General features: G+C 70.8%; 15 protein-coding genes, 1 other RNA gene and 1 pseudogene. 9 read left to right on the top strand and 8 right to left on the bottom strand.

Annotation, left to right across the window (positions count from 1 at the left end; genetic code table 11):
• Positions 1-123: 123 nt before the first annotated feature.
• From trpD to dhaM, 4 genes are read left to right on the top strand one after another with little or no spacing between them, the layout of a single operon-like run.
• Positions 124-1,173 carry an anthranilate phosphoribosyltransferase gene (gene trpD / locus AB7E03_RS05400; RefSeq protein WP_489939976.1) on the top strand — a complete coding sequence of 350 codons (1,050 nt, stop codon included), beginning with the start codon at positions 124-126 and terminating at the stop codon, positions 1,171-1,173.
• Positions 1,174-1,196: 23 nt separating this feature from the next.
• Positions 1,197-2,195 (top strand): dihydroxyacetone kinase subunit DhaK, encoded by a 999-nt coding sequence (gene dhaK / locus AB7E03_RS05395; RefSeq protein ID WP_441781946.1) that lies wholly within the window; start codon positions 1,197-1,199, stop codon positions 2,193-2,195.
• A gap of 30 nt (positions 2,196-2,225) precedes the next feature.
• Positions 2,226-2,867 carry a dihydroxyacetone kinase subunit DhaL gene (dhaL, locus tag AB7E03_RS05390; protein ID WP_489939974.1) on the top strand — a complete coding sequence of 214 codons (642 nt, stop codon included), beginning with the start codon at positions 2,226-2,228 and terminating at the stop codon, positions 2,865-2,867.
• The gene (dhaM, locus tag AB7E03_RS05385) at positions 2,864-3,589 is read left to right on the top strand and encodes a dihydroxyacetone kinase phosphoryl donor subunit DhaM (protein WP_489939972.1); all 726 of its coding nucleotides are present in this window, start codon (positions 2,864-2,866) and stop codon (positions 3,587-3,589) included. The genes dhaL and dhaM overlap by 4 nt, the downstream gene beginning before the upstream one ends.
• On the opposite strand, the gene AB7E03_RS05380 is transcribed toward dhaM, so the two are convergent.
• Both AB7E03_RS05380 and AB7E03_RS05375 read right to left on the bottom strand, forming a co-directional pair.
• Positions 3,576-4,097 carry a GNAT family N-acetyltransferase gene (locus AB7E03_RS05380; RefSeq protein WP_489939970.1) on the bottom strand — a complete coding sequence of 174 codons (522 nt, stop codon included), beginning with the start codon at positions 4,095-4,097 and terminating at the stop codon, positions 3,576-3,578. The two genes, dhaM and AB7E03_RS05380, sit on opposite strands and share 14 nt — an antisense overlap.
• A 4-nt stretch (positions 4,098-4,101) precedes the next feature.
• On the bottom strand, positions 4,102-5,400 hold the full coding sequence (locus tag AB7E03_RS05375; protein ID WP_489939968.1) for an aspartate aminotransferase type Ic: 1,299 nt from the start codon (positions 5,398-5,400) through the stop codon (positions 4,102-4,104).
• 107 nt (positions 5,401-5,507) lie between these two features.
• On the opposite strand from AB7E03_RS05375, the gene AB7E03_RS05370 reads away from it, so the two are divergent.
• Positions 5,508-6,107 carry a DUF1345 domain-containing protein gene (locus tag AB7E03_RS05370; RefSeq protein ID WP_489942866.1) on the top strand — a complete coding sequence of 200 codons (600 nt, stop codon included), beginning with the start codon at positions 5,508-5,510 and terminating at the stop codon, positions 6,105-6,107.
• A gap of 22 nt (positions 6,108-6,129) precedes the next feature.
• Here the strand turns inward: AB7E03_RS05370 and AB7E03_RS05365 are convergent, their stop codons facing one another.
• Both AB7E03_RS05365 and AB7E03_RS05360 read right to left on the bottom strand, forming a co-directional pair.
• Complete coding sequence (locus AB7E03_RS05365) at positions 6,130-6,612, bottom strand: dihydrofolate reductase (protein ID WP_489939966.1); 483 nt, start codon at positions 6,610-6,612, stop codon at positions 6,130-6,132.
• The gene (locus AB7E03_RS05360) at positions 6,609-7,415 is read right to left on the bottom strand and encodes a thymidylate synthase (protein ID WP_489939964.1); all 807 of its coding nucleotides are present in this window, start codon (positions 7,413-7,415) and stop codon (positions 6,609-6,611) included. The genes AB7E03_RS05365 and AB7E03_RS05360 overlap by 4 nt, the downstream gene beginning before the upstream one ends.
• A gap of 80 nt (positions 7,416-7,495) precedes the next feature.
• Between AB7E03_RS05360 and AB7E03_RS05355 the strand changes: the two genes are divergently transcribed.
• The 4 genes from AB7E03_RS05355 to rnpB all read left to right on the top strand — a co-directional run bounded on the left by AB7E03_RS05355 (position 7,496) and on the right by rnpB (position 11,748).
• Positions 7,496-9,721 carry a purine-cytosine permease family protein gene (locus tag AB7E03_RS05355; protein WP_489939962.1) on the top strand — a complete coding sequence of 742 codons (2,226 nt, stop codon included), beginning with the start codon at positions 7,496-7,498 and terminating at the stop codon, positions 9,719-9,721.
• 5 nt (positions 9,722-9,726) lie between these two features.
• A complete protein-coding gene (locus AB7E03_RS05350) occupies positions 9,727-10,545 on the top strand; it encodes a Nif3-like dinuclear metal center hexameric protein (protein ID WP_489939960.1) in 819 nt (272 codons plus the stop codon).
• Between the two features lie 31 nt (positions 10,546-10,576).
• Positions 10,577-11,311, top strand: a complete 735-nt coding sequence (locus AB7E03_RS05345) for a zinc ribbon domain-containing protein (RefSeq protein WP_489939958.1) — start codon at positions 10,577-10,579, stop codon at positions 11,309-11,311.
• 66 nt (positions 11,312-11,377) lie between these two features.
• Positions 11,378-11,748, top strand: an RNA gene (gene rnpB / locus AB7E03_RS05340) — RNase P RNA component class A.
• A 23-nt stretch (positions 11,749-11,771) separates the two neighbouring features.
• On the opposite strand, the pseudogene AB7E03_RS05335 reads toward rnpB, so the two are convergent.
• The 4 genes and pseudogenes from AB7E03_RS05335 to kdpB all read right to left on the bottom strand — a co-directional run.
• Positions 11,772-12,455: pseudogene (locus AB7E03_RS05335) on the bottom strand (response regulator); the annotation flags it as partial.
• A complete protein-coding gene (locus tag AB7E03_RS05330) occupies positions 12,452-14,956 on the bottom strand; it encodes a DUF4118 domain-containing protein (protein ID WP_489939956.1) in 2,505 nt (834 codons plus the stop codon). The gene AB7E03_RS05330 and the pseudogene AB7E03_RS05335, both read right to left, overlap by 4 nt.
• Positions 14,957-14,974: 18 nt before the next feature.
• Positions 14,975-15,595, bottom strand: coding sequence for a potassium-transporting ATPase subunit KdpC (gene kdpC, locus AB7E03_RS05325; RefSeq protein ID WP_489939954.1), 621 nt, complete (start codon positions 15,593-15,595; stop codon positions 14,975-14,977).
• 41 nt (positions 15,596-15,636) lie between these two features.
• Positions 15,637-17,772, bottom strand: a complete 2,136-nt coding sequence (kdpB, locus tag AB7E03_RS05320; protein WP_489939952.1) for a potassium-transporting ATPase subunit KdpB — start codon at positions 17,770-17,772, stop codon at positions 15,637-15,639.
• Position 17,773: the final 1 nt, after the last annotated feature.

The raw sequence follows: 17,773 nt of genomic DNA, 5'->3' as shown, positions 1-17,773 counted from the left end.
AAAGGACCCGTGGTTTTCCCACCTGAGGGGCTTGAATCGACCGGATTTCCGGTTAGGGCAGCCTTATTAGCGGCCGTCGGGCCGGTATCGCCGTGGCGTGTCGCCCGCCGATAGGATCACAACATGAGTTCCACGCAGTCCTGGTCGTCCGTGCTGACGTCGCTCCTGGCCGGGGAGCACTTGAGCGTGGCGGACGCGGCGTGGGCCATGGACCAGGTGATGACGGGCGAGGCGACGGACGCGCAATTGGCCGCTTTCCTCATCGCGCTGCGGGCCAAGGGCGAGACGGTGGATGAGATCGTCGGCTTCCGCGACGCCATCCTCGACCACGCCGTGCCCCTGCCGGTCGACCCGATGGCGCTCGACATCGTGGGGACGGGCGGTGACCGCTTCGGCACGGTGAATGTGTCGACGACCGCGTCGATCGTGGCCGCCGCCGCCGGCGTCTCGGTGATCAAGCACGGCAACCGCGCGGCCAGCTCCTCCTCCGGATCGTCCGACGTTCTCGCCGCGCTGGGCATCGACCTCACCCTCTCGGCCGAGCGCGTCGCGGAGGTGCTCGACCGGGTCGGCATCACGTTCGCGTTCGCAAGCGCCTTCCACCCCGGTTTCGCCCACGCGGGCCCTGTGCGGGCCCAGCTCGGCGTCCCCACCGTCTTCAACTACCTCGGCCCGTTGTGCAACCCGGCGCGGCCCGAGGCATCGGCGGTCGGCGTCGCGACGCTCGACCGCATCCCGCTCATCGTCGGCGTGTTCCAGACCCGCGGCGCCACCGCGCTGGTCTTCCGAGGCGACGACGGGCTCGACGAGCTGTCGACCACCGGTCACAGTCACGTCTGGGAGGTCTCCAGAGGCCTCGTCACCGAGCACGACATCGATCCGCGCGATCTGGGCATCCCGCGCGCACGGATCGACGATCTGCTCGGAAAGGACGCCGCGTACAACGCGGCTGTCGTGCGTGCCGTGCTCGCGGGTGAAGAAGGCCCCGTGCGCGACATCGTCCTGCTCAACGCGGCGGCCGGGCTCGTTTCCTACGAGCTCGCGTCCGACCCGTCGAGGGTCCAGGAATCCATCCTGGATCGGTTCCGTTCGCAAATGGCGGTCGCTGCCGCCGCGATCGACTCCGGGGCTGCGGCCACGAAGCTCGACCAGTGGGTGGCGGCGACGCACTGACAGCAGTGGAAGGAAGGGTTTCGATGAAGAAGCTCATCAACGACGTACCCGACGTCGTGACCGAGTCCCTCGCGGGCTTCGGCCGGGCTCACGCCGACATCGTGCGGGTGTCGCAGGATCCGAAGTTCGTCTCCCGGGCCGATGGTCCGGTTCAGGGCAAGGTCGGGCTCGTCAGCGGCGGTGGTAGCGGCCATGAGCCCCTCCACGCCGGCTTCGTCGGAAAGGGGATGCTCGACGCCGCGGTGCCGGGCGAAGTCTTCACCTCTCCGACGCCCATGCCGATCGTCGAGGCCACCAAGGCCGCGGACGGCGGCGCCGGCGTGCTCCACATCGTCAAGAACTACACCGGCGACGTGCTCAACTTCGAGACGGCGGCCGACCTGGTCGGCGCCGAGGGCATCAGTGTCCGCTCCGTCGTCATCAACGACGACGTCGCGGTGCAGGACTCCCTCTACACCGCGGGTCGCCGCGGCGTCGCCGGAACCGTCCTCGTCGAGAAGATCGCCGGGGCCGCGGCCGACCGCGGCGACGACCTCGACGCGGTCACCGCCGTGGCGGAACGGGTCAACGCGAACGTTCGCTCGATCGGTCTCGCGCTGACCGACGGCACCGTTCCGCACGCCGGAGAGCCGGGGTTCGTGCTGCCGGAGGACGAGATCGAGTTCGGTGTCGGCATCCACGGCGAGCCCGGACGCGAGCGCATCAAGCTGGAACCGGCCGACCGCCTGGTCGATCGGATGATGGACGCCATCCTCAGCGACCTGTCGTTCGACGGCTCGCCGGTGCTGCTGTTCGTGAACGGGATGGGCGGCACACCGCTGTCGGAGCTCTACATCCTGTTCCGGCGCGCCGCCGAGATCCTCGACGAGCGGGGCATCACGCTGAGCCGGTCGTTGGTCGGCAACTTCGTGACCTCGCTGGAGATGCAGGGCGCCTCCATCACGGTCCTGAAGCTCGACGACGAGTTCACCCAGCTCTGGGATGCGCCCGTCCACACCGCTGCGCTCCGCTGGGGCCTGTAGAACACCGGAACGACAAGGAAGGAGGCGTCGATGACGCTGGACACGAACTGGGTGACGTCGTGGATCACCGCGGCCGCCGCATCCATCGCCGAACACAAGCACGAGCTCAACACGCTCGACCGCGAGATCGGCGACGGCGACCACGGCGAGAACATGGATCGCGGGCTGCGTGCCTCCGTCGAAGCGCTGGGGAAGCTCCCCGACGAGACGACGCCGAACGCGGCTCTGCGGTCTGTCGCTATGACCCTGATCTCGACGGTCGGCGGCGCCTCCGGTCCGCTGTACGGGACCGCCTTCCTCAAGATGGCTGACCCGGTCGGAGACGGGGACGCGATCGACGAGAAGGCGCTCGTGGCGGCGCTCGGCGCTGCGCGCGACGGGATCGTGTCCCGCGGGAAAGCTGCTCCGGGCGACAAGACCATGATCGACGCATGGACGCCGGCTGTGGATGCCGCCGCTGCGGCCCAGGAGTCCGGGGCCTCGGTCTCGGGCATCCTGGACGCTGCGGCGGACGCCGCGGAGAAAGGGGCGGAGGCCACTGAGCCGCTCGTCGCCCGGAAGGGACGCGCGAGCTACCTCGGCGAGCGTTCGGCCGGGCACCGCGATCCGGGGGCGCAGTCGACGGCGCTGCTGCTGCGTGCGGCGGCGAACACGGCAGAGGCGGCGGGATGACCGGGAAGGTCGGCATCGTCTTCGTCTCGCACAGCTCGCAGATCGCCGCGGGGATGGTGCAGCTTGCCGGTCAGATGGCGGGCTCCGTGCGACTCGTCGCCGCCGGCGGAACGGACGACGACGGGATCGGTACCAGCTTCACCAAGGTCATGTCGGGCGTCTCCGAGGCGGACAGCGGGGACGGAGTGGTGGTCGTCAGCGACCTCGGCTCTGCGCTGCTGACCGCGGAGACGGTGCTCGACATGCTCGACGAGGATCAGCGCTCCCGTGTCAGAGTCGTGGACGTCCCGTTCGTCGAGGGCGGCGTCGCAGCTGCGGTGGCGGCGGAGTCGGGCGGGAGCCTGGACGCGGTCGTGGCTGCGGCAGACGGCGCCGTCGACGCCTGGGCGGGGTCGAATGCGGGAGGCGGTGGCGCTCCGGCAGAGGAGGCCGCGCCTGCGCCCGTGGAGGCCGCCGACACAGGCGGTCCCTACGAACGCGAGGTGCTCGTCCGCAACCCGGAGGGCCTGCACGCACGCCCCGCCGCCGAGTTCGTCAAGCTGGCGAACACGTTCCCCGTCAAGGTGACCGTCAACGGCAAGGACGCGAAGAGCCTCCTGGGCATCATGTCCCTCGGGCTCACCGCCGGCTCGACCGCACGGATCGTCTCCGGCGACCCGGATGGGCGCGCCGCCGTCGACGCTCTCGCCGCCCTCGTCGACTCCGGCTTCAACGAGATGTGAGGTCGCCGAGGAGCGGGAGCGCCATCTCGCGCTCCTCGGCGGTGCGGTCGAGGGGATACGGCTGGGTGCGGCCGGTGAACGTGAAGCCGCGCCGCAGGTACGAGCGGATGGCGGGCTCGTTGTCCTCGTGGACGTCCAGCATCAGCCGCTCGCCGCGCCCGCGCGCCCAGTCGATGACCGCGTCGAGGAGGGCGTCCGTCATCCCGTGCTCCCGCCCGCGCCAGGGCGGCGAGACGTACACGCCGACGAGGAACGGGTCGTGGGACGCGGCCGACTGGTAGCCGCCCATGCTGCCGAGCCAGCGCCCGTCCTCCGCCACGGCGGCGAACAAGCGGCTCGTCGGGACGATGTTGGATGCGCGGCGCCTCCAATGCTCGTCGGGATGCGCGCGCGCCTGCTCCAGCGTCTCCAGGAACGCGATCGGCGCATCCTGGAGCATCTCGAACCGCAGCGCGCGGTACTCCTGCCAGTCGTCCTCTGTGCTGGCGCGGACGACCCAGCCGGTCATCCGGTCAGTCCCGGGCCGACAGCAGGGTCTCGGCCGAGGCGAGCAGGATCGCCGTGCAGAGGCCGTCGAGCGCCGTCGTCAGCTCGTCGAGCGGCGGGAAGGTCGGGGCGATGCGGATGTTCGCGTCGCGCGGGTCGTCACCGTACGGGAAGGTGGCTCCGGCCGGCGTGACCGCGATGCCCGCCTCCTTCGCGAGCTGCACGGCGCGCTTCGCCGCGCCGTCGACGATGTCGAGGCTGACGAAGTAGCCGCCTGCCGGCGCCGTCCACGACCCGCCGCCCCACGGCGCCAGGCGCTCACGGAACGCGGTGTCGACGGCGGCGAACTTCGGCTGCAGGATGGCGCGGTGCTTCTCCATGTGCGCCGCGAGCCCGTCGCGGTCCTTCAACAGCTCGACGTGACGCAGCTGGTTGAGCTTGTCGGGGCCGATGCTCTGCGCGGAGAGGTTGTGCAGCATCCACTCGATGTTCGCGGGAGAGCCGCCGAAGAACGAGACGCCCGACCCGGGGTAGGTGACCTTGGAGGTGGAGGCGAACACCAGGGGGCGGTCCGGGTTGCCGGCCTCGGCCGCGAGGGCGAGCACATCGATCGGCTCGGGGCGCTCGTCGGTGAGGTGGTGCACCGCGTACGCGTTGTCCCAGATGAGACGGAAATCGTCCTCCGCCGGCAGCGACACGAGGGCGCGCACGACCTCCTCGGTGTAGACGGCTCCCGTCGGGTTCGAGTACACCGGCACGCAGAACATCCCGCGGATGCTGTCGTCCGTCTCGAGGAGCGTCTTCACCGCCTCGATGTCCGGCCCGTTCTCGTCGGAGGGAACCGGGATGAGGCGGATGCCGAGCCGCTCGGCGATGGTGAAGTGCCGGTCGTAGCCGGGAACGGGCGCGAGGAAGCTGATCGGCCGGCTGCTCCACGGCAGCTCGCTCCCGGGCACGCCGTGCAGCAGCGCGAACACGATGGTGTCGTGCATCAGCGTCAGACTCGAGTTGCCGAGGGCGAGGAGCTGCTCCACCGGGACGCGCAGGGCGTCGGAGAAGATCGCGCGCAGCTCGGGCAGGCCCGTCGGGCCGCCGTAGTTGCGGAGGTCTGTGCCCGCGGCGTCGCGGTACCGGCCGTCGGGCAGGTGCAGCAGGTCGTTGGAGAGGTCCAGCTGCTCGGCCGACGGCTTGCCGCGGGTCAGGTCGAGCTTCAGGCCCGCGGCCTTCAACTCGTCGTACGCACGCGCGAAGGACGCCTTGGCGTCGCGCAAGGAGGCGGTGTCGAGGTCGGCCAGGGGGGAGGGCGAGATCGGTGCGGGGGTCACGTCATCGATCGTAGCGGCGTGCTGGACGGTGTGCTCAGGCGTCGTGTGCGAACATCCGGAGTGTGACCGACGAACTGGAGCACGGCCGCGGCCGGACCCGCGCGAAGATGGCGACCGCGATCGGAGCCGGGGTGATCGTCGCGATCGGCGTCGGCCTCCTGAACGCCTGGCACTACGCAGTCATCGCGGGCTGGGCGGCCGCCTGCATCGTCTACATCGTGTGGGTGTGGGCGTCGGTCTGGCGGCTCGACGGCGCGGCCACGAAGAGTCACGCGACACTGGAGGATCCGGGGCGTCGGACGACGGACCTCGTGCTCATCCTGGCGTCCGTGGCCAGCGTCGTCGCGGTCGTGTTCATCCTGGTGGATGCGAAATCTCTCAAGGGCGGAGCGCAGCTCAGCGTCGCCCTGCTCGCTATCGTGAGCGTCGCCCTCTCGTGGACGCTGGTGCACACGGTCTACACGCTGCGGTACGCACGCATCTACTACCGCACCGGCGGCGGCATCGACTTCAACCAGGAGGAGAAGCCGCAGTACAGCGACTTCGCCTACCTGGCGTTCACGCTCGGGATGACGTTCCAGGTGTCGGACACGAACATCCAGAACGCGTACATCCGTGCGACGGTGCTGCGCCACACGCTGCTGTCGTACCTGTTCGGCACCGTGATCGTGGCGGCGACGGTGAACCTGGTGGCCGGGCTCACCTGAGCGCGGCCGTCAGCGGTCCAGGTCAGCGGGTGTAGGTGAGGAAGCGGTAGCGCGTCCCGTTGCCGCCGGTGAGCCACTCGCCGGCCTCGACGGACCATCCCGTACCGGGATCCGGCGCCTGCGTGTCGCCGTCGACCTCCAGGTCGATCTCGGTGACCTCGAGCCGGTCGGCGACCGGGAGGGTCTGCCGGTAGAGCTCGGCGCCACCGATCACCCAGGCCGTGGATGCGCCGGTCACCGCGGTCAGCGCCTCGTCGACCGAGTGCACGACGAGCGCGCCGGGCGAACTCCAGTCCGCCTGGCGGGTGACGACGATGTTGTCGCGGCCGGGCAGCGGCCGGTACCGCTCGGGCAGGGACTCCCAGGTGCGTCGTCCCATGATCACAGGATCCGTGCCGGTGAGGGCGCGGAAGTGGCGCAGGTCCTCGGTGAGGTGCCACGGCATCACGCCGCCGGCGCCGATCACCCGGTCGTGGGCCTGCGCCCAGATCAGTGCGAGGGTCATACGGCGACCGCGGCGCGGATCGCGGGGTGGTGCTGGTAGTCCTCCACTACGAAGTCCTCGAAGCGGTAGTCGAAGATGCTGTCCGGGTTCCGGGCGAAACGCAGCCGCGGGGCAGGATACGGGTCGCGCGTCAGCTGCTCGGTCACCTGCTCCACGTGGTTGTCGTAGATGTGCACGTCGCCGCCGGTCCAGACGAACTCGCCGGGCTCCAGGCCCACCTGCTGGGCCACCATGAGGGTGAGCAGCGCGTAGCTGGCGATGTTGAACGGGACGCCGAGGAACATGTCGGCACTGCGCTGGTACAGCTGGCAGGAGAGCTTGCCGTCGGCGACGTAGAACTGGAAGAAGGCGTGGCAGGGGGCGAGCGCCATGTTCGGGATGTCAGCCACATTCCACGCGGAGACGATGATGCGGCGGGAGTCCGGGTCGGACCCGAGTGTGTCGATGACCTGCTGGATCTGGTCGATGTGCTGCCCGTCGGGTGTCGGCCACGACCGCCACTGCACCCCGTAGACCGGGCCGAGCTCGCCATCCTGGTCGGCCCATTCGTCCCAGATGGTCACGCCGTTCTCGCGCAGCCAGCCCACGTTGCTCTCGCCGCGGAGGAACCACAGAAGCTCGTAGGCGATCGACTTGAAGTGGACGCGCTTGGTCGTGATGAGCGGGAAGCCGTCGGCCAGATCGAACCGCAGCTGACGGCCGAAGACGCTGCGCGTCCCTGTGCCGGTGCGGTCGGATTTGTGGGCGCCGTTCGCCAAGACGTCGCGCAGGAGGTCCTCGTACGGGGTCGCAATCTCGCTCACACCCTCGATGCTACTTGGCCGCGGGCGCACATGTCCGGAAGCCTCTGCTGTGGGGGACCGGCGCGTCGTAGTCTGGCGTCATGGAGCGGGGAGCGGACGCCGAGAGGCACAGCGACGACGAGCTCGCGACTGCTCTCGAGGAGGAGGTCGCGCGCATCACCTCCGCCATCCCGATCGTCGCCCCCCGGCAGGTTGCCGTGCAGCAGCCGGATGCTGCCGACTCGGATCCTGTCGCAGCGGTGCACGAAGATGAACCGGAGCAGGACGAGGACGACGACTGGGTCGGCCCTCCGACCCAGGTCATCAGCTTCGACGACCTGCCGGTGAGGCGCGAGCCGACCGGGCTGGAGCCGACCTTCAGCCCGTGGGTGGCGACGTCGGCGATCCCCATCCAGCGGGCCGAGCCGGAGGAGAGCCGAGAGCCGGAGCCGGAGCCGGAGCATGGGTCGGGCCGCAGGCCCCGGCACGCGCTCGCGCCGGAATCCCTGCGCGATCCCGTCGTCGATGAACCGGAAGCACCCGAGCAGCCCATCGCGCCGCCGGCGTTCCTGCCGGTCGCGCGCGCCGAACCGCTCGGGCTCGTGCCGGCGGAGTTGGCGCCTCGTGACTCCGAGCCGGTGCCGATCCTCACGGCCGCGGCCGTCGAGCCCGTTCCGAGCACAGCGGCGCCGACCACCGGCGCCGGTTCTGAGCCCTCGACGCCCTCGTCCATCGACCGTGACGTGCCCGACGACGCAGACGACACGCAGGAGTCCGACGACCCTGCCGAGGGGATGGCGCCCCTGGCCACCCCGCGCACCGGTGTCATGTCCGGCCTCCTTGTCTCCCGGCCCGGAGCGCAGCCCCTGTTCGTCCCGGAGGCCGCCGATCTCGAGCCGACCCGGGTCGACCTCCGCGTCGGGCGCGCCGCCCGGATGTTCTGGCTCTGGTTCGCGGGAACCTCGTCCCTGATCAGCGTCGGCGTCGGCGCGACCCTGTTCGTGCTGGGCCTCAGCCTCCGCCAGCTGCTCGTGGCGACGCTGGTGGGCGTGGCGTTGTCCTTCCTTCCCCTCGGGCTGGGCACACTCGCCGGCAAGTGGAGCGGACAGCCGACCCTGGTGGTGTCGCGGGCGTCTTTCGGGATGCTCGGCAACCTCCTCCCGACGGCGATCGCCCTGGTCGTGAAGCTGTTCTGGGGTGCGGTGCTGCTGTGGCTGGCGGGGTCCGCGGCGGGCTCGCTGACGACTGCGGAGCACTGGCCGGGCAGCGCCGCCGCCGCGACTTCGGTGGCTCTCGGCGTGACGGTGCTGGTCGCCGTCGCCGTGGCGTACTTCGGATATGCGCTGGTTGCGCGCGTCCAGCTCGTGCTGACCATCGCATCCGCCGTGCTGATCGGGCTGATGATCGCAGCGACGTGGAGGCATGTGGACATGGCGCGGGCGCTCGCCGTCCCCGACGCGCTATGGACGCACGTCGTCACGGGGGCCGTGCTGGTGTTCAGCTACGTGGGGCTCGCCTGGGCGATGAGCAGCGCAGAGGTCGCGCGGTACCAACAGCCGCTTTCGTCCGGCGGGGCGGCGATGCTGTGGGCGACATTCGGCGCAGGCGTGCCGCCGTTCGTGCTGGTCTCCTACGGGGGACTGCTGGCCGCATCGGACCCGGGTGTCGCCGCCGAGTTGGCACGGGACCCGGTCGCCGGGCTCGTGGGCCTCGGGCTGCCGGCCTGGTATCCCGTGCCGCTGCTTCTGGCCGTCGGGCTGTCCCTCATCTCCGCCCTCGTTCTGACGGTGTACTCGGCCGGGTTCACGCTCGATGCGGCGGGCGTGCGGCTCGGCCGCCGCTGGAGCACGCTCGCGGCGGGCGCCGCCATCGCCATCGTGGGCGCGGTGCTCGCGGCGACCGTGACCGACCTCTCCACGGTGATCCGGGGCGTTCCGACCGCGCTGTCCGTGCCGGTTGCCGCGTGGGTCGGCGTCTTCTCGGGCGAGATGATGCTGCGCACGCGGCGGTTCCACCAGCCGTCGCTCGTCGCTCGCGGCGGGGTGTACCCGGACTGGCGGTGGACGAATGTCGGGCTGCTGCTGGCGGGGACGATCGTGGGTCTCGGCACGGTCAGCTCGCCGCTGCCTTGGCTGGCGTGGGAGGGGTACCTCTTCCGCCTCGTCGGGATCGATCCGCACGCCGGGATCGGGGCGAGCAACATCGGAGTGCTGGTCGCGCTCGCCATCGGGTCGATCGGCGTGCTCGTCAGCGGGGTGCCCGCCGTCCGCCGGCAGGAAGTGGCGACGGCCGAGCGGGTGAGCGTCGAAGCCCATCCCGTAGGCTGAACGACGTGCCGCCTACCCTCGCTTCCGTCCGTGACACCATCGAGCGCCTCTGGCCGCTCGCGGGCGCGGAGAGCTGGGATGCCCCGGGTCTCGTCACCGGCGATCCCGCCGCGAACGTGGAGCGCATCCTGCTCGCCGTGGATGCGGTCGCCGCCACTGTCGACGAGGCCGTCGAGCAGCGCGCCGACCTGCTGATCGCCCACCACCCGCTGCTGCTGCGCGGCGTGACGAGCGTCGCGGAGGACCGTTACAAGGGCGCGCTCCTGGCCCGCTTGATCCGCGGCGGCGTGGCGCTGTACGCCGCGCACACCACCGCGGACGTGGTCGAGAACGGTACCAGCGACGTGCTCGCCGCCCGCCTGGGGCTGAGCGACACCACACCGATCACTCCGGCGCCGGACGGCGTGACGGGCATCGGCCGGGTGGGCGACCTCCCGCAACCGACAACGCTCGGCCAGCTCGCCCGTGCGCTCGCCGATCTCCTGCCTCCGACGGCCGGCGGGGTGCGGGCAGCGGGGGAGTACCACCAGCCCATCACCCGTGTCGCGGTGTGCGGCGGCGCCGGCGATTCGCTGCTCGGGAGTGACGCCGTCCGCGGCGCCGACGTCTACATCACCGCCGACCTGCGCCACCATCCCGCCTCAGAAGCCCGCGAACAGGCGACGCTCGGGGGCGGCCCGGCGCTGATCGACGTCTCCCACTGGGCCAGCGAGTGGCTGTGGCTCGATACGGCGGCCGAGCAACTGCGCGCGGCCCTTCCCGAAGTGGACGTGCAGGTGAGCGAGCTGCGCACGGACCCCTGGGATTTCGCCATCCTCCAATGACCCGCCCCTGTACGTAAGGAAGCACCGCATCGTGAAAGCCAGCCCCGCCGACCAGAACGAGCTCCTGCGCCTGCAGGCCGCCGACAACCGCCTCGCACAGCTCGGTCATGCCGCGAAGAACCTGCCGCAGTCGGTCGAGCTCGCGAAGCTCCAGCCGGAGGTGGATGCGCTGCGCGCCCGCTGGATCGCCGCCACCGGTGAGCTGGAGGACGCCCGCACAGAGCTGAAGCGCGTCGAGTCGGACGTCGCGGTCGTGGATGCGCGCGCGAAACGCGACAACGAGCGCGTGCAGCACACCGCCTCCGTCAAGGACGTGCAGGCGCTGGAAGCCGAACTCGCCTCGCTCAAGAAGCGCAAGGACGACCTCGAAGAGATCGAGCTGACCGTCATGGAGCGTGTCGAGAGCCTGGAGCAGGCACTCGCCGCCATCGAGGCCGAGCGCGGGGAGCTGAACGGCCGCGTCCAGGTGCTCGAAGCGCAGCGCGACGAGGAGGCGGGCAAGCTGGAGGCGCAGCGCAAGGCTCTCGCCACCGACCGCGCCACCATCGCGGAGGCCCTCCCTGCCGATCTCGTCGAACTGTACGAGCGCCAGCGGGCCCGGTACGGCATCGGAGCGGCCGCCCTCATCCGTGGTGTGTCGATGGGCTCGAACGTGAAGCTGACCGAGTCGGACCTGTCCGACATCCGCCGCGCCGCGCTGGACGATGTCGTGATGTGCCCGGACAGCGGCGCCATCCTGGTGCGCGGCGAGGACTCCGGGCTCTGACGGCCGCCGCGCATCCTGGCGCACATCCTGCCGTCGCATCCCGCTGCGCTATCGTGGAGGCCGGAATGGGTCGGCAAGACGGTCGCGTCGGTCCCGCGAGAGCGGGCCGCCGAGGAACGTCCGGGCTCCGCAGAGCAGGGCGGTGGGTAACACCCACCCGGGGCAACCCGCGAGAAAGTGCAACAGAAAGCAGACCGCCTGCGGCCGCATGGCCGCCGGTAAGGGTGAAACGGTGGTGTAAGAGACCACCAGCGGCCGGGGTGACCCGGCCGGCTGGGTAAACCTCGCCCGGAGCAAGGTCGCACAGGGGACCATGAGGCTGCTCGCCTCGTCCCCGGGTAGACCGCTAGAGGGCGGCGGCAACGTCGTCCCGAGATAGATGGCCGTCCGCGGTGCACGCACCGCGACAGAACCCGGCGTATCAGCCGGCCCATTCCCTTTCTTCGCCGGCACTGTCGCCGTCGGGCACGAAGCGGTAGCCCATCCCAGGCTCGGTCAGCAGGTAGCGCGGGTGCGAGGGCACGGGCTCCAGCTTCTTCCGCAGCTGCGCCAGGTACAGGCGCAGGTAGCCCGTGTCGCTCGTGTATTGCGGGCCCCACACCTGCGTGAGCAGCGCCTGGCGGGTGACGAGCCGCCGCGGGTTGCGCAGCAGCACCTCGACAATTGCCCACTCGGTCGGCGTCAGGCGCACGGTCTCCGTCGTGTCGCCGGTGCGCCGGGTGACCTGGCGCGCGGCGAGGTCGACCGAGACGTCGCCGAAGGTGACGACCGGCTCGTCCGTGACCGGCGCCTGGCGGCGGGTGAGGGCGCGGATGCGCGCCAGCAGCTCGTCGGCGGCGAACGGTTTGGTGACGTAGTCGTCGGCGCCCGCGTCGAGCGCATCCACTTTGTCGGCGGAGCCCGTGCGGCCGGAGACGACGAGGATGGGGACACTCGACCAGCCGCGCAGCCCCTCGATCACTTCGATGCCGTTCAGCTCCGGCATCCCGAGGTCGAGCATGACGAGGTCCGGGTGGTGCTCCACCGCCTGCGACACCGCCTCGGCGCCGGTGCGCGCGGTCAGCACGTCGTAGCCCCGGGCGGTCAGCAGGATGCGCAGCGCGCGCAGGATCTGCTGGTCGTCATCCGCGATGAGCACCCTCACGCCGTCTCCTCCCCGGCGGCCGGAAGGGAGACCACCATCGTCAGGCCGCCGCCGGGGGTGTCCTCGGCGTCGAGTGTGCCGCCCATGCCCTCGACGAAGCCCTTCGAGAGGGCGAGGCCGAGACCGATCCCCGTGTCGTTGTCGGTGTCGCCGAGGCGCTGGAACGGCACGAAGACGGCTTCACGGCGTTCGTCCGGGATGCCCGGTCCGTGGTCGATCACGCGCAGCTGCACCATGCCGGCGAAAGTGCTGGCGGCGACGACCGGCCGAACGCCCGGCGGACTGTAGCGGAGGGCGTTTCCGAGCAGGTTGACCAGCACCCGCTGGAGGAGAACGCCGTCGGCGAGCAGCGGAGGGACGCCCGGCGGCAGGTCGAGTTCGACCTGGGCCGGCCCCAGTCCCAGCTCGTCGAGCGCAGGCAGCACGACATCGTCGACCCCGGTCGGGGCGAGCGAGACGCCGAGGACCCCCGCCTGCACGCGGCTCACGTCGAGCAGGTTCGTGACCAGCGTCGCGAGAGTGTCGAGGCTCTCCTCTGCGGTCTCCAGCAGCGCCTCGCTGTCGTCGTCGCTGAGGCGCAGGTCGGTCTGCCGCAGCGTGGTGACCGCGGCGGTCGCTGCCGCGAGCGGTCGCCGCAGGTCGTGGCCGACGGCGGCGAGCAGCGCACTGCGTACACGGTCGGCCTCGGCGAGGGGGGCGAGCTCGGAGGCCGTGGCGGCGAGGTCGCGGTGCTCGAGCGCCGCGTCCAGCTGGGCGACGATCGCGGCGAGCAGTCGACGGTCGTCCGCGGCGAGGTCGCGGCCGGACAGCTCCAGCGTGCCGCGCGTCCCGACCGGAAGGTTCTGAATGCGCGGCGGGTCTGCCGCCTCGCCGGAGAACGCGACGACCTCCGGTTCCGGGGATCCGGGGACGGGCACGAGAAGACGGACGCCGCTCAGCCCGAACGCCTCGCGCGTCCGCGAGACCAGCTCGTGCAGCGCATCCTCGCCGCGGATCACCCCGCCGGCGACGGTCGCGAGCAGCTCGGCCTCCGCACCCGCCCGCTGCGCAGCGCGCGATCGACGCGCAGCCTGGTCGACGACGAGACTGACGAGCACGGCGATGACGACGTAGAGCACGAGCGCCAGGAGGTGCAGGGGCTCGCCGACGGTGATCGTGTACAGCGGCTCGACGAAGAAGTAGTCGAGGGTGAGGCCCGACAGGAGTGCCGCGAACAGGGCCGGCCAGATGCCGCCGACCAGCGCCACGACGACGACGAGCAGCTGGTAGCTGAGCACATCCGCCGTCATCGACTCGTGCGAGCGGAAGCTGGTCAGCAGCAGCGTGAGGAGCGGTCCGCCGATGAGCGCGAGGACGAACCCGTAGACGCGCCGGCGTACGGTGAGGCCGCCCGTCGGCCGGGGGAGCGCGAACCGGCCCCCGGCGCGGGCATGGGACACGATGTGGACGTCGATGGCGCCGGACTCGCGGATCACCGTCGCGCCGATCCCAGGCCCCGTGAGGAGGGCGGCCAACCGGCTCCTCCGCGACACGCCGATGACCAGCTGCGTCGCGTTGGCACCGCGGGCGAAGTCGACGAGAGCCTTCGGGATGTCGCTGCCCACCACCTGGTGGTAGCTCCCGCCCAGCTGCTCCACGAGCGAGCGCTGGGCAGCGAGGGCACCCGGTGCGGCCTCGCGCAGGCCGTCTTCGCTGGTGACGTGGACCGCCAGCAGCTCGCCGCCCGAACTGCGCGCCGCGATCCGCGCGCCGCGGCGCAGGAGCGTATCGCCCTCGGGGCCGCCGGTGAGCGCGACGACGACGCGCTCGCGCGCCTCCCAGGATCCGGCGATCCCGTGCTCGGCGCGGTAGCGCTGCAGCGCGCTGTCGACCTCGTCAGCGAGCCAGAGCAGCGCGAGTTCCCGCAGCGCGGTGAGGTTACCGAGCCGGAAGTAGTTCGACAGCGCCGCATCGATCCGGGCCTCGGGATAGACGACGCCGTCTGCGAGGCGGTCGCGCAGCGCCTGCGGCGCCAGGTCGACAACCTCGATCTGGTCGGCCCGGCGGAGCACCGCATCCGGGATGGTCTCCCGCTGATGCACACCGGTGATCTGCTCCACGACATCGTTCAGCGACTGGATGTGCTGGATATTGACCGTCGACATCACGTCGATGCCCGCCTCCAGCATCGCCTCGACGTCCTCCCACCGCTTCGTGTGCTCGGTGCCGGGAGCGTTGGTGTGGGCCAGCTCGTCGACCAGCGCGACCTGCGGTGCCCGGCGGAGGACCGCATCCACGTCGAGCTCCGTCAGCGTGACCCCGCGGTGCTCGACCTCACGACGCGGGACGACCTCCAGGCCATCCAGCATGGCCGCGGTGGCGGCGCGGCCGTGGGTCTCAGCGACCGCGACCACCACATCGGTGCCGAGCGACTGCAGGCGCTTGCCCTCTTCGAGCATCGCGTAGGTCTTCCCGACGCCGGGAGCGGCACCGAGCATCACGCGCAGGTGACCACGAGGCATCTATCGGCCCATCTGCGCTCAGTGCTGGAGCCTCGCCAGGGCGAGGTTCAGCTCGAGCACGTTCACGGTCGGTTCCCCGAGGTAACCGAGGTCCCGTCCCTGAATCCTAGACGCGACGAGGGACCGAACGGCGTCCTCCGGCAGGCCCCGCGCGTCGGCGACGCGCTTCACCTGCAACAGGGCGTAGGCGGGAGAGATGTGCGGATCGAGCCCTGAGCCGGAGGCCGTGAGGGCGTCCCCGGGGATCTGCGAGGCCGTGACGCCGTCGGTCTTCTCGATGGTCTTCGTCCGCTCCTCGACCGCTTTCTGCTGCTCCGGATTGGACGCGGCGAGATTGCTGCCGGACGAGGCGCCGGCGTCGTAGCCGGCCGGTGCATTCGCCGTCGCGGCCGACGGGCGCGACTGGAACCACTGGGGGAGCGGTGCTCCCTTCGCGTCGGTGAACGACTGTCCGATCAGGGAGGAGCCGACCGTCCGGCCGTTCTGCGAGACGGTCGAGCCGTTGGCGGGCGCGTTCAGCGCGAGCTGGCCTATCCCGGTGACGACGAGGGTGTAGCCGGCGCCGAGCGCGACGGTGAGGACGATCATCGCGCGGAGGGCCACCCAGTAGTGGCGCCAGGCGCCGCGGAGGGGGTTCATGATGTGCCTTTCAGGGGTCGGAGAGAATCAGGGCCGGGGCTTCAGAAGCCCGGGATGAGCGACACGACGAGGTCGATCAGCTTGATGCCGATGAAGGGGGCGATGATCCCGCCGAGCCCGTAGATCAGGAGATTGCGGCTGAGCAACGACGACGCCGACACGGGTCGGTAGCGCACGCCGCGCAGCGCCAGCGGGATCAGCAGCACGATCACCAGGGCGTTGAAGATCACCGCCGAGAGGATGGCCGAGGCCGGCGAGTGCAGTCCCATCACGTTCAGCGCGGCGAGCCCGGGGAAGGACGCCACGAACATCGCAGGGATGATTGCGAAGTACTTGGCCACATCGTTCGCGATGGAGAACGTGGTCAGCGCGCCGCGGGTGATCAGCAGCTGCTTGCCGATGCGGACGATGTCGATGAGCTTCGTCGGGTCGGAGTCGAGGTCGACCATGTTGCCGGCCTCCTTCGCAGCAGAGGTGCCGGTGTTCATGGCCACACCGACATCTGCCTGGGCGAGGGCGGGCGCGTCGTTCGTCCCGTCCCCGGTCATGGCGACCAGCCGGCCACCCTCCTGCTCCCGGCGGATCAGGCCCAGCTTGTCTTCGGGCCGCGCCTCGGCGAGGAAGTCGTCGACGCCGGCCTCTGTGGCGATGGCCTGTGCGGTGAGCGGGTTGTCGCCGGTGACCATGACGGTGCGGATGCCCATCCGGCGGAGGTCGGCGAAGCGGTCTGCCAGCCCGGTCTTGACCACATCCCGCAGGTGGATGACGCCCAGGAGGGTAGAGACGCCCTCCGGCGACCGGTGCGCCACGGCGAGCGGGGTGCCGCCGGAGCGCGAGATGCGCTCGACCTCCGCATCCAGCTCTTCGAGGTCGGCGCGGGAGGGCGCTGTGGACTCGCGCACCCAGGCGACGACGGCGCTCGCCGCGCCCTTGCGCAGTTGCGCGCCGCCAGGGAGGTCGAGGCCGCTCATGCGTGTCTGGGCGGTGAACGGCACGATGACGCCCTCGGCGTCCTCCGGCCTGTCGTAGCCGAGGGTGGATGCCAGGTCCACCACCGAGACGCCCTCGGGTGTCGGGTCGCTGAGCGAGGAGAGCGCGGCTGCCCGGACCAGCGTCTCGTTCGTGGTCGCGCCGACCGCCGTGAACTCTGTCGCCCGGCGGTTGCCGTAGGTGATGGTGCCCGTCTTGTCCAGCAGCAGTGTCGTCACGTCGCCGGCAGCCTCAACGGCCCGGCCCGACATCGCGAGCACGTTGTACTGCACGAGCCGGTCCATCCCGGCGATGCCGATGGCCGAGATCAGCGCACCGATCGTGGTCGGGATGAGGCACACCAGCAGGGCGACCAGCACCGGGACAGCGGGGGAGGCATTCGAGTAGCCGGCGACCGGCGGCAGCACCAGCACGACGATCACGAACACGATGGAGAGGCTCGCGAGCAGGATGTTCAGGGCGATCTCGTTCGGCGTCTTCTGGCGCGATGCTCCTTCGACCAGGGCGATCATCCGGTCGACGAACGTCTCGCCCGGCTTGCTGGTGATGCGCACCACGATGCGGTCGGAGAGCACGCGGGTGCCGCCGGTGACGGCGCTGCGGTCGCCACCGGACTCGCGAACCACGGGTGCCGACTCCCCGGTGATCGCCGACTCGTCCACGGTTGCGATGCCGTGGATGACATCCCCGTCTCCGGGGATCAGCTCGCCTGCGGTCACCACGACCACGTCGCCCAGCCGAAGGTCGCTCGAGGCGACCGGGGCGATCGTGCTCCGGAGCGCATCCGGGTCGCCCTCGTCGTACCCGGTCACTCGGTTCGCCAGGGTGGTGGACCGAGTCTGCCGCAGGCTCGCCGCCTGCGCCTTCCCGCGCCCCTCGGCGACGGACTCGGCGAGGTTGGCGAAGACGACGGTCAGCCAGAGCCATACCGCGATGCTCCAGGTGAAGGCGAGAGTCGCGGTGCCTGCACCGCCGCCCTCCGCGCCGACGAACGGCTGCACGATCGCGATCACCGTGGTCAGCGCCGCGCCGACCTCCACGATGAACATGACCGGGTTCCGCCACATCGAGCGAGGGTCGAGCTTGCGGAGCGCACCCGGCAGGGCGGCGCCCAGCTGCGCCGGCGAGAACGCGCTCTTCGGTGCGGACGACGGCCGGTGAGTGGACGGGAGAGTGGTGGTGGTCATG

This window comes from Leifsonia sp. RCC_180 (genome assembly GCF_058138205.1).
The sequence above is the reverse complement of the archived record's forward strand: the minus strand, read 5'-3'. Positions and strand labels throughout refer to the sequence as shown.

Excerpts from the sequence above, each read along its gene's own strand:
- dhaM (WP_489939972.1), top strand. The coding sequence starts at position 2,864 with ATGACCGGGAAGGTCGGCATCGTCTTCGTCTCGCACAGCTCGCAGATC.
- dhaL (WP_489939974.1), top strand. The coding sequence starts at position 2,226 with ATGACGCTGGACACGAACTGGGTGACGTCGTGGATCACCGCGGCCGCC.
- AB7E03_RS05365 (WP_489939966.1), bottom strand. The coding sequence starts at position 6,612 with ATGACCCTCGCACTGATCTGGGCGCAGGCCCACGACCGGGTGATCGGC.
- kdpB (WP_489939952.1), bottom strand. The coding sequence starts at position 17,772 with ATGACCACCACCACTCTCCCGTCCACTCACCGGCCGTCGTCCGCACCG.
- AB7E03_RS05355 (WP_489939962.1), top strand. The coding sequence starts at position 7,496 with ATGGAGCGGGGAGCGGACGCCGAGAGGCACAGCGACGACGAGCTCGCG.
- AB7E03_RS05380 (WP_489939970.1), bottom strand. The coding sequence starts at position 4,097 with ATGACCGGCTGGGTCGTCCGCGCCAGCACAGAGGACGACTGGCAGGAG.
- AB7E03_RS05370 (WP_489942866.1), top strand. The coding sequence starts at position 5,508 with ATGGCGACCGCGATCGGAGCCGGGGTGATCGTCGCGATCGGCGTCGGC.
- dhaK (WP_441781946.1), top strand. The coding sequence starts at position 1,197 with ATGAAGAAGCTCATCAACGACGTACCCGACGTCGTGACCGAGTCCCTC.
- trpD (WP_489939976.1), top strand. The coding sequence starts at position 124 with ATGAGTTCCACGCAGTCCTGGTCGTCCGTGCTGACGTCGCTCCTGGCC.
- AB7E03_RS05330 (WP_489939956.1), bottom strand. The coding sequence starts at position 14,956 with ATGCCTCGTGGTCACCTGCGCGTGATGCTCGGTGCCGCTCCCGGCGTC.
- kdpC (WP_489939954.1), bottom strand. The coding sequence starts at position 15,595 with ATGAACCCCCTCCGCGGCGCCTGGCGCCACTACTGGGTGGCCCTCCGC.